Source organism: Gordonia sp. (in: high G+C Gram-positive bacteria) (assembly GCF_049647785.1).
Taxonomy (GTDB): domain Bacteria; phylum Actinomycetota; class Actinomycetes; order Mycobacteriales; family Mycobacteriaceae; genus Gordonia.
In genome coordinates, this window is record NZ_JBARYI010000094.1 from 77065 (window position 1) to 87445 (window position 10381).

11 protein-coding genes are annotated in these 10381 nt (G+C 61.8%); 2 read left to right on the plus strand and 9 right to left on the minus strand.

The annotated features are described in order from the left end of the window. Positions 1-230: 230 nt before the first annotated feature. The 3 genes from WBA38_RS16895 to WBA38_RS16905 are packed head-to-tail and all read right to left on the minus strand — an operon-like array spanning position 231 to position 3231. Positions 231-1283: a hypothetical protein gene (locus WBA38_RS16895; protein WP_424294281.1), complete on the minus strand. Its 1053-nt coding sequence runs from the start codon at positions 1281-1283 to the stop codon at positions 231-233. Then, positions 1280-2515 carry a sensor histidine kinase gene (locus WBA38_RS16900; protein WP_424294282.1) on the minus strand — a complete coding sequence of 412 codons (1236 nt, stop codon included), beginning with the start codon at positions 2513-2515 and terminating at the stop codon, positions 1280-1282. The genes WBA38_RS16895 and WBA38_RS16900 overlap by 4 nt, the downstream gene beginning before the upstream one ends. Before the next feature lie 20 nt (positions 2516-2535). Then, positions 2536-3231, minus strand: a complete 696-nt coding sequence (locus tag WBA38_RS16905; RefSeq protein ID WP_424294283.1) for a response regulator — start codon at positions 3229-3231, stop codon at positions 2536-2538. Positions 3232-3468: 237 nt separating this feature from the next. On the opposite strand from WBA38_RS16905, the gene WBA38_RS16910 reads away from it, so the two are divergent. Then, on the plus strand, positions 3469-4176 hold the full coding sequence (locus WBA38_RS16910) for an acetoacetate decarboxylase family protein (protein WP_424294290.1): 708 nt from the start codon (positions 3469-3471) through the stop codon (positions 4174-4176). A 102-nt stretch (positions 4177-4278) separates the two neighbouring features. Continuing rightward, complete coding sequence (locus WBA38_RS16915) at positions 4279-4788, plus strand: hypothetical protein (protein WP_424294284.1); 510 nt, start codon at positions 4279-4281, stop codon at positions 4786-4788. 40 nt (positions 4789-4828) lie between these two features. On the opposite strand, the gene WBA38_RS16920 is transcribed toward WBA38_RS16915, so the two are convergent. From WBA38_RS16920 to WBA38_RS16945, 6 genes are all read right to left on the minus strand, one after another. Beyond that, the gene (locus tag WBA38_RS16920) at positions 4829-5938 is read right to left on the minus strand and encodes a hypothetical protein (protein ID WP_424294285.1); all 1110 of its coding nucleotides are present in this window, start codon (positions 5936-5938) and stop codon (positions 4829-4831) included. Then, the gene (locus WBA38_RS16925) at positions 5935-7113 is read right to left on the minus strand and encodes a sensor histidine kinase (RefSeq protein WP_424294286.1); all 1179 of its coding nucleotides are present in this window, start codon (positions 7111-7113) and stop codon (positions 5935-5937) included. Before WBA38_RS16925 ends, WBA38_RS16920 begins: the two co-directional genes overlap by 4 nt. Further along, on the minus strand, positions 7110-8219 hold the full coding sequence (locus WBA38_RS16930) for a hypothetical protein (RefSeq protein ID WP_424323150.1): 1110 nt from the start codon (positions 8217-8219) through the stop codon (positions 7110-7112). Before WBA38_RS16930 ends, WBA38_RS16925 begins: the two co-directional genes overlap by 4 nt. Then, complete coding sequence (locus WBA38_RS16935) at positions 8216-9415, minus strand: sensor histidine kinase (protein WP_424323151.1); 1200 nt, start codon at positions 9413-9415, stop codon at positions 8216-8218. Before WBA38_RS16935 ends, WBA38_RS16930 begins: the two co-directional genes overlap by 4 nt. Positions 9416-9468: 53 nt before the next feature. Next, entirely contained in the window at positions 9469-9882 is a 414-nt protein-coding gene (locus WBA38_RS16940; RefSeq protein ID WP_424323152.1) for a hypothetical protein, read from the minus strand. Between the two features lie 218 nt (positions 9883-10100). Further along, the gene (locus WBA38_RS16945; RefSeq protein ID WP_424323153.1) at positions 10101-10328 is read right to left on the minus strand and encodes an MbtH family protein; all 228 of its coding nucleotides are present in this window, start codon (positions 10326-10328) and stop codon (positions 10101-10103) included. Positions 10329-10381: the final 53 nt, after the last annotated feature.

Here is a 10381-nt window from a genome sequence, read left to right on the forward strand (position 1 = left end):
GATTACGAAGAGATTACTCAGGCGGGTAGACCCAGAAAGGGGGACACCGATTGGGGGACACCGGAACCAGCTCCAACGTGGTAGGCGATTCCCCCAGAATGGGGGACAAACCGCCCTGAACTTGACATATAGGACACAAATCCGGCAACTGAGATGAATCGGCACTGCCGTCTCACATCTTCTTTTCAGATTTGCTAACTGCGCTCAAGAAGTTGCTGAACATCCGAGCGTCAGATTCGACGACCCGCAGCGTCGAAGTCGTGACGCACCACGCTGCCGCCACGAGAGACGGAGAGCGTCGCGAACGCAGCCCGACCGTTCGGCAGCAGCCGCACTGTCACCTCATCCCCACTGACAGCACCAGCGAGTGCTGCGACAAGTTCCGATGACACTGCGGCAATTGCATCGTCCACGTCGGCGTCACCAATCCGGTCATAGTCGTCAAGGAGCAGCACCCGCACACCCTTCGCCCGCGCATCCCAGGCCGCGTCGGCAACCGTCGGATCGTCGAAGCCCGGGGCCCGAATGTTGTCCCGCAACTGCGCCTCGACGAGCCGGCACCGCCGAACCTCAACATCATCGAGGGTTCGACCGGAGGCAATCAGATCAAGCAGCGGGCGCGCACCATCATCGAGTCGGGCCATCTGCTGGTCACGTACCGCGAGCGCCGCTTCATCCGCGGCGAGCAGAGCTGTCTCACGTTCGGTCTGCCCTCGGAGTGCATAGATTTGCCTGGCCCGAGGACGGACGATCGCCGCAAATATCGTCGCCATCAATTGCACGGCCAGATTCGGCAGCTGCGCCGCGAGCAACGCCGGTTGCGGCCCGTAAAACTTCGCCGCCAACACCGCCACCAGCAGGCTCAAGCCAAAACTGATCCACGAAGCAAGCACCCGACCGCGGACCGCGAAAAACGCGGTGATGATGACGCTGGCACCGGTTAGGGTCGCGTACGCCATACCCGGCCGATGACTCAACGCGGGCACGGCCATGGCCACTGCCGCTGGCGGAGCCACCACAATCAAGTAGGTTGCCCACCTCACGACAGGATCGCCAGGTGCCGCCAATAGGACGAACACGGCGGCCAGCATCACCAGCATCGACGCCAAATACAGGACCGGAATCTCCACTCCCCCGGCGGCGAATCCGATGACGAGCGACACCGCCCAAATCCCGACGGCCAAGGTCGGCGCCCATCGGGTTTGCAAACCCATAATGGTGGAGGCGTCATTGCGTGGCGGTTGACGCCACCAGCCGAGTGCTCGAACGCCCAGTCCGCTCATGGCTGTTGCCACATCATTTGGACGGTCGTACCTTCGCCGGGAACACTGCTCAAGCGCATATCCGCGCCGTCCAGATTGCGGAGCCGCTGCCGGATACTCACTTCAATCCCGAGTCGTTCCGGCGGGACAGCGCTCGTATCGAAGCCGGCACCATTGTCCGCGACAGTGATCCGCAGAAGCCCGGCCCGCACCTCCACGAGAACCGCACACTCGGCATCCGGGCCGGCATGGCCAATGCTGTTGCGAACCGCTTCCCCGACTGCTTCAGCTAAGGCCTGCACTGCCGCGGTCGGGTACGCAGTATCGGGATCGGTGCTGTCGACGATCACCGCAACATCGTGGTCGACAGAGGCGACCACCGCGCGCAGTCGTGCCTGAACTTCGTTGGCGTCGATACTGCCGACAGACTCCGCACCGCTCGCGAGCGCCAGGAGCTCACTGGTTGCCCGCCGAGCTTGATAGGGAAGTCGGCTCTCTGTTGGATCGTTCGCCGCCGAGATCAGGGTGGCGATCACCTGGTCATGAATGAGGGCGTCGAAGCGCGCTCGCTCGGCACGCTGAGCCGACCGCGCCGCCGATTCCCCCGCGGCAGCAATCGCGTCAGCGCGGGTCGCATCGAGGATTCGGCCGGACCGCACTACCCTGCCGGATGCGAGCACAAAGCACAGGGTAAAAACGGCACCCCAGGATCCCTCGATCAGGACGTTGGAATCGATTAAGTCAGAACGCCCCGTATCGGTAACCCATGCAGCCAATGCCGAGCAGACGACGAGGACGCCCGTGGCTTCAGCCATCGGTCGAACCAAGACCCACGCCATGGCGGGCAGTCCGGAGAAACTCATCAGCCACGTCACCTGCTCGGCGTCAGCGGTAATGCCGTTCCACGCGACGAACCAAGTGATTGCTGCCAGCAGGTACCCGACGGCGCACAACGGTGCGATGACTGGGATATACCGGTGCAACCGGGGAACAAATGAGACCGCAAGCAACGCGAATCCCGGACCGAAAGCGAGCGCTATACCGACGGGGGTAAACCATCCGGCAACCATTCCCGCCGGCTGTCCGAACATCGGGATCGAGGTGAGGAAGTAGGCAACGAATCCGGCGCCAATGAATCGCGACATCGCGACGAGGATTTTTGAGTGCTCGCTCGGAGCAACTGCTTCAGCGGCCGACCGAGGTGTGGTTGCGCGAACTGCGGCAGCAGAATTCGGCACTACTGTTGCGCCCATGTGGACCTTGGATGGGTCTTCTACTCTTGCCCGCGGTTTGGCATGGGGAGCCAACCGTCTTCAACCGCACGCTTGAAAAGGTCGAGTTTGGTACGCGTCGGCCGACCAGCGTCGGCGTACTTTTGTCGGATCCGCTTGAGGTACTCGTTAACGGTGTCCGGTGCGACACCCAATTCGTTGCCGACACTGATCGACGTGCCACCCGACGCGTACAGGGTGAGGACGCGTTGAAGTTGCGGGCTCAGGTCCACGGCATCAAGGTTTGGGTCGCCATCAATGGCGGCTGCCCACTCGACGGTCAGGATTTCTTCACCGCTCCCTGCCGCGCGTATTGCGGCAAGGATCTCGTCTTCGGAGGCAGACTTGAGAACAACGCCGAGAGCACCGGCACGTGCCGCCGACCGCAGCAGGTCTGGGTGCTCGCCGGAGGTATAGACGACGGTGACGATCCCGAGTTCGGCGAGACGATTGACGTTCTCACGGGGGGTAGTGCCGTCATTGAGGCGAAGGTCGAGAATGACGACATCCAAGGCGGAAGTCTGCTCAAGAAGTTCGTTGACGGTCGCCGCTGAGCCGATGAGGTCGAGGTCGTCCTGGCGTTCGAGGATTCGTTCGATACCCCACACCGGCGACTGATGATCGTCAACCATCCCCACCCGCACCGCGCGGGGCTGCGCAGCGAGGACGTCATCGCGCTCGTCACTCAAGTTCGTCATCTCCCCTACTTCGTCATGCGGTGTCCGTGGCGTCGACATCGGGATCTGTCCCATATCGAATACTCGGACACTCAACAATTTATCGGACCCCTCCGACAAGAACCCTTCTTTCCTCCATTCGTAGGACGAAAGTCACCCAAATCGCCCCCTCAACCTCGTAGCGTGAGGTGAGTGACCCCAACCCCTCTCCACCGTGAGCCACCAGCTGTACACCGCGTCCTCGGCGTCGACATTTCGATGCCCGTGGAAATCCGCTCCGCACGATGCTTTGTTGCCGCATTCACGGCATCCTCGGCCGCGATTAACGCCGCCATCGCCGACCGTGGCGAGACCAATCTGCGCCCACTGGAGGTTCGACGTGGGCGTGGGCTCTGCATGCTTGTCTTTGTCGACTATGTCGACGGCGACCTTGGACCGTACAACGAGTTCGGGGTGTGTTTCCTGATGCAAGCTCCGGGCGAGAGCGCTTCGCCGCTGCGCGCCCTCCGATCTCTCGGCTCCGGCGACGCCCACGCCTTGATTCACGAACTCCCGGTCGACGGCGAGTTCACGATGGCTGCGGGGCGGGAGATTTGGGGATTCCCCAAGGTGCTGGCCGACTTCGACGTGGACCACGATTCGTCGGTGAAGCGCGGCACCGTGAGCTTGGACGGCAAGCTGATCGCCGACCTCATTATTGGGCGAGGCATCGGTTTACCCGACTCGTCGAACGACACTGTTTTGCAGGCCTATTCGCAACTCGACGGGATTACCCGTCGGACACCGTGGCGTTTGACCTCCACCTCCGGCACTCGCAGTCGCCTCGGTGGCGGCACACTCAAACTCGGCACGCATCCCATGGCCAAGGAACTACGGAAGCTCAAGTTGTCGCGCCACGCCCTGATGACGACATCGGTGGCAAACCTGTCGATGGTGTTCGACGACGCAACCGTAATGGGCCGGTAGCCGGAACCTGGCATCGGCCACTGAGCGAAGGCCGTGCTAGAAACCCCGACACCGGGTGTTAGGCTCACCTAATTAGTACCGCATGAAAAGACCAGGAGAGTCATGTACGCATCCCGTAAGTTTCGTCGCCCCGCCGCCGCCATCGCCGCCATCGCCGCAGCGGGTGCGATGCTGACCGCTTGCTCAAGTTCCGACGACAGCGCCGACGCATCGAACGCGGTAAACACCTCCGCTAGCGCATCCGTCGACGCATCGACGGCGACGGTGGAGGGCCTCGACGCCGCTGCCGCACAGACCATCATCCGCACTGCTGTCGATGGCAACACCCCGATTGACGAGTTGTCGACTGTTGCCGACACCTCGACTCCGGGCTCCGCCGAGGCCCTCAGCGTCTTCGCGAAGGCCGCAGCGCCTGCTGGCTATACCCCTGACGCCTTCACGGTGACCTCAGTCAAGGCCGACGGCGAAAACAAGGCCATCGCGGTTACCTCAATTAAGTCGCCCCACGTGCCCCAGCCGATCGAGATGGATCTCGCGATGGTCAAGCAGGATGGTCAGTGGAAGCTGGCTGGCGCTGCCGTCACCACCCTGACCTCGATGATGCGCAAGTAGTCCACGGGTTCACCGGTAACAGACCCGACGACGGCGCCCCTCACTTCAAGGTGGCGCCGTCGTTGTCGTATTCCCAGGCGGCACCGCCTGAATCCAATGATCGACACACGCGGCGGTTCACGTATGTGCCGTCAACGTGGGTGATTGTCGCCGCGGCATCTCTGCCCGATGGAAGCAATCGCGCGACTATCGAGCCGCTTCGCACCTCGCCAAGCGCCGAAATCAACTCAGCGCGGATCGGTTCCACGCTCGCGAAGTCGAGTTCGTCCGGGCTGGTGTCGTCGAAGATGGAGACGGCAATACCAGTCTCGCGGGCGCGTGCGACGGCACGTCGAACCCCGGGCGAAACCAGGGTCCGGCCACGCACCTCATCGCGAAGCGCCGCTTCCAGCAGCCGCGCCCGTTCCATGTCGCTGGGAGAAAGTTCGCCCCCTTCGGCAGCCTGCTCCAGGAGTGGTTGCACGTCTCGCTCCAACTCCAAGAGCCGTACCCGGCGCTGTTCGGCGGTCGCCGACGAGGCAGCTTCGGCTTCCACCGCAGCAACTTCCTTCAAATCGAGGACCCTGACGAATCGCAGCAGTGGGCGCATGAAGAACATGATCAATGTCGCGGGAACCAGGGTGAGGAACATCCGCAGAAGCACCTGCAGACCAATGCCCGATTGCCATTCCCAGACGATCACCGCATACACGCATAGGCCGATAACAAGCACGAAACCGGCCCAAGCCCAGCGAACTCGACCGCGGACGATCAGCAGACACATGGCGACAGCAAAAACCACCATAGGTGCACCTGGGCGCACCCAATTGCCTACGCCAAGCGGGATCGTCCACCACACGGCCGAACCGGACGCGGCACCGAGCACCACTGCCGTGATCGTCCGAGGTAATCCGATGGGATCCGTGCGGCCGGAGGCCGACGCAATGAGCGCCAAGACGAGACCGATGGAACCAATAATGGAGACGACGAACTTGGTGGTCGAAATGTCGAGTTTGGGAAGAGCAAGTCCGATGAAGACGTAGACAACGACCGTCGCGGCAACGGCAATGCGCACTCCCCTTCCGCGCAAGCCCAGCATCTCCATCATGGCGTCCGAGCCGGCGGGCTCAGTGTCCAGTTCGGCAACAGCCTGATCGAACGTTTGCGTCAAGGTCTGCTCCACTCAATTGAAACCATGGCACCTTCTCCCGCGGCTGAATCGACCCACGCGCCACCGCCCGGTTGTTCTCGGAGCCTGGCGATGATCCCCAATTCGATTCCAGCCCGATCTGCCGGGACGCGCCGGGGGTCGAAACCGCTTCCGTCGTCGACGATGCGAAGGCGAATCAGGTCGTCGTCGAACGCGCCGATCAAGGCCCGCGATGCCGCTGGCCCGGCATGTTGAATCACGTTGGTCACCGCTTCGACTGCTGCGTCGGCAATTGCCTCAGTCAGGGGATACGGGTATCGAGCGGCCGGGTTCATCAGTTGGATATCGACGAGGGTGTCGTCACCGAGCCCGTTTACCGCTTCCCGAAGACGTAGGACGGTGTCTGCCGCTGAAAGCTCGTGTGGCACCGTTGCCGGACCTGTCCGGCCGCTCAAATTTGCCAATGCGCCAGCCGCAGTCGCGCGATAGCGACTGCTCTCCACGCCTTGCCCAATCGTGCGCAACACGGCGATCACTTCGTCGCGCACCACCACATCGAGACGATCACGTTCGGCAGTCCGGGCCGCGTGTTCTGCGGCACGCGCAGTGCGGGCCAGCACTTCTTCTCTTCGGCGATCAGATTTGCGGACAGCGCCAATCACCGCAACTTCGGCCGTCAGCAGCACTCCAACGAGCGATGCCGTTAGCAGTCCGTTGGTGTAGCCGAGAATGCCGTGGTGACCCTCTTTACTGAGTTGCTGGGCGGTACTAAGCAGCAACAGCACGATGGCCAGATAGGCCATGGACACGCTAGCGCGGTACACCGTCACCAACGCAAAGGCCGGCAGCACGACAGTGTTTGCCAACCAGATCGGCGGAGTTCCGTACCAGGGCGGGAGTGCTTCGCCGTTCCAAGCACCCAACCAAAGGACCGTCCCGATCACGTTCGCGACAGCGAGCAGCAGTGCGGCCGGGCCGATCCAGCGACCCGACTTCTCCAGCGATGCGGCAATGAGCACCGGTGCCGCTCCAACCACCAGCGCCACACTCACCGGAGTCCACCAGTCAGCGACCAGCACCACGCTGTGGTCAAAAACGGTGAGAAACACTGCGGGGACGATCATCGTGGTCAAGGCCATGGATATGGCGATGACCCGACGCATCCGCATTTCGTTGAGTCCGATTGTTCGGGTCACGTCCACACCACCTTGCTGACACGTCCGTCGAGGCCGAACTCGATTCGACGACGGCGAGCATCAGGCGCGACGGTGATCGAAGCGACCGGCACACGGCCCGGCGGAGCGATTCGGGCGATCAGTTCTCCGCTGTTTAACCCCTCAAGTTCAGTAATCAGCTTCGGCACCATGCGAGAGAGGAACGCTCGAACTATGTCGAGTGGCAAGTCGTTGAACGCACCGTCGTCGAGGAGCGTCACCGACACCCCGCGCGCACGCGCGGCCCACACGGCCCGTCGAGTTTGGCCATTATCGAGAGCGGGCGCGCGGATTCCGTCGCGGAGTTGAGCTTCAAACAGTCGGGCTTTCGCCACATGCGCTTCGGTCACCGCATCGGATTCGACGATGTCAGCAAGCAGGTCGCTCATGTGCAGTTCGATGCGGGCGATTCGTTCGTCTCGAGCGTGATCGGCAGCAAGTCGCGCCGACTGCACATCGGCGACTCGCCGACCGAGCGCCGCGAACGCATCAATCGATCCGAGGAATGGTGAAAGGGCGAAAGCACCGGCGGAAGCAGCGATGACGCTCAGCAGGTTGAGTGACTCCACTGGACTCCACCAGTCGGTGGCATCCAACGCCCGGGAAAACGACACACTCAGCACAATGCCCGTCACCGTACCGATCCACGCCGTCGCGATCCGGTTACGCGTGATCAGCACTACTTCAACGACGAAGGCAGTAGCGAGCAGTGGCGCGTAGCCGCGAATGACGACCGTCGAATCGACACTGATGGAAATCCAACACAGTCCCTGAGCCACGATGGCCAGACACATGGCTGTGGCCGCACGAACCAACCGGAGCCGCCCGGGGGCAGGTGCCAGCACCAGTGCGAACGCCGCCATGTAGAGGCCGATCGCACTGACCGCGGCAAACCAGAACATGCTGCCCGCCGACTGCGTCGTCCCAATAACGGTCATGACCGTTGTCAGCGCCAAAAAATAGACGATGAGGGTTGCCACCATGGGGATCTGCCGAACGTGCGGACCAGCGACGGTTTCCAAAGGCGCGGGCCGGGCAGCATGCGAACCCATCAGTGCAGTCGACTGGAGTCCTGTGTCGCCGATCATCTTCGTGCTTCCGGCCGGGACCATGTCAACTCAACGCGGGTCCCAGACCCGGGTGCACTCACTACGCGGCCTTTGCCTCCGTCAATCTGACCCATCCGTTCCATAATGCCTAGTGACACACCAATTCGAGCGTCCGACACAGCCTCCGGTTCAAAGCCGACGCCATCGTCGAGGACCATGGCAGCTATTGAGTCATCGAGAACGTCGCAGAGCACAACGCATGCGGCGCCAGGCCCGGCGTGTCGGTGAACGTTGCGGATGGCCTCGCCAATCGCCTCAATGATCGCCTCCGAGACATTGGACGGGAACCGTGTGCCGGGGTCACAGTTGACTGCGGTCTCAATGTCGATTCCGTCGTCGAGATTTTCCACAAATAGCCGTAGCCGCTGGGCAAACTCGAGCGCCGCCACCTGATGAACGGTCGTGGCCGGCTGCTTGGACCAGTTCGAGAGGTCGTCAAGGATGCTGGGCACACTCTCGACAAGGCTCTCGTCGACCGGTCCGGGCCGCAAGGCAACGAGCGTGGCAATGAGGCGGTCATGAATCATTGCATCGAGGCGTCGTTCCTCAGCACTCCGGAGCCCACTGGGCAGGCTTGCGATGGTACTCCGGAGGGCCGCAGTACGTTCTTCATCAAATCGAAGCGCACCGATGGCGACCGCCCACGAGATGACCTCGAAAACACACAGAAGCGCAAGGATCCAGATGGCCGCGAACGCCTCCGTGACGTTGGTGCCGCCTGCGGCGATCACCGCGGCGGCCAGACTTAATCCGCCCGCGACCACCACGTGAGCAATCGCCGCGGCGATGCGACCGCAGAAACCAAAGGCGCAGCCGATAACACCGGGGAGGAACACCACCCAGTAGTCCAGGCCCGAAGGCTCAGCGATGGAGTTGCCATTCCAAGCGACAAACCAGGCAAGGATTAGGGCAAGGTAGGAGATAGCACTGGCGAGGACGACTCGCTCAAGGTACTCGGTGCGATTCCAGACACCGATAGCGATGAGCGCAGCTGACGACGTGACCACCACTGCGATGGCAAAGGTGAGCCACCCCCACCCGGCCAACAGGGCACCCTCCACGACACGACTCGGTGCCAGGAAGAAAACTGCCAGATAGGCGATCCCCAGGAGCAGACTGCCGACCCGTTGCACCCGGCACAAGACCGGCCATCGGGTCTTTCTCGACGGCGACACACGCCAACCTTACTGAGCGAACCCCCGGCGAAACGCGATAGGTGCCAAAGTGCCTAGACGACCGAGCGAACGCCGGTCTCAATCGAGGGAAGGTCGCGCCCGAGCCAGTCGACGATCTGCTGCATCGAACGCGCAAGTTCAACCGGCGGCAACTTACTCAAACTCGGCAAGTTGTGCATGACGGCTGCGGTGAGGGCACTTTCCACAGACATGAACTGAGGATCACCAACACGGCGGTAGCCGTTGAGTGAGTCCACCAAGTCACCGAAGGTGACGCTTTCGTCGCCGAGACGGACTGCGGTCATCCACGGAGCAGCTTCAGCGCGATCGGCCAAGTGCACACTCAGACCCCGGATCCACTCCGTGCGTTCAACGCTCGCGTAGTTGTCCATGTCCGTACCCTTCGGGATGCTTCCGGTTTCAGTGCCGATGGCCATACGTAAACGCGCCAGTTGTGGCAAACGCATAAAGCCATCTGACAAGACAGCGTATCGGCTAGATCGACTGAACAATAGAAGCGACTTCACACCCGACACGAATGTGCGGCTACGGCAACCAACTTGACATCACCAAACAGCCCTGACCTGGCGTTATTCGATCCAGAGCCCGTTGTTGACAGAAAGATTCCCACTGAGATTCTGGTCACACTAACGCGGGCGGCCCAAATTCCTGTCATCCGAATGTGCTAATGCCCCTTTTGTTCGCCTGTCTCCATCGCATCGATCAGACTCTTCGGACGCAAATCCGTCCAGTTCTTTTCGACGTATTCCAAGCACGCGGCGCGACTGTCCTCACCGAACACCTGGGTCCATCCAGCGGGGATTTCCGCGAAGGTTGGCCACAGGGAGTGCTGGTTCTCGTCGTTCACCAGGACGTAAAAGCGGCCGTCTTCGTCATCGAACGGGTTGGTCATACTCTTCCTTTCATCGGACGCACCTTGCGCCAATTCGGCTTAGATCTGTGAAC

Bases quoted from the DNA above. Each gene is read 5' to 3' on its own strand.
- WBA38_RS16895 (WP_424294281.1), bottom strand. From the start codon at position 1,283: ATGAGCGGACTGGGCGTTCGAGCACTCGGCTGGTGGCGTCAACCGCCA.
- WBA38_RS16900 (WP_424294282.1), bottom strand. From the start codon at position 2,515: ATGGGCGCAACAGTAGTGCCGAATTCTGCTGCCGCAGTTCGCGCAACC.
- WBA38_RS16905 (WP_424294283.1), bottom strand. From the start codon at position 3,231: ATGACGAACTTGAGTGACGAGCGCGATGACGTCCTCGCTGCGCAGCCC.
- WBA38_RS16910 (WP_424294290.1), top strand. From the start codon at position 3,469: ATGCCCGTGGAAATCCGCTCCGCACGATGCTTTGTTGCCGCATTCACG.
- WBA38_RS16915 (WP_424294284.1), top strand. From the start codon at position 4,279: ATGTACGCATCCCGTAAGTTTCGTCGCCCCGCCGCCGCCATCGCCGCC.
- WBA38_RS16930 (WP_424323150.1), bottom strand. From the start codon at position 8,219: ATGATCGGCGACACAGGACTCCAGTCGACTGCACTGATGGGTTCGCAT.
- WBA38_RS16940 (WP_424323152.1), bottom strand. From the start codon at position 9,882: ATGCGTTTGCCACAACTGGCGCGTTTACGTATGGCCATCGGCACTGAA.
- WBA38_RS16945 (WP_424323153.1), bottom strand. From the start codon at position 10,328: ATGACCAACCCGTTCGATGACGAAGACGGCCGCTTTTACGTCCTGGTG.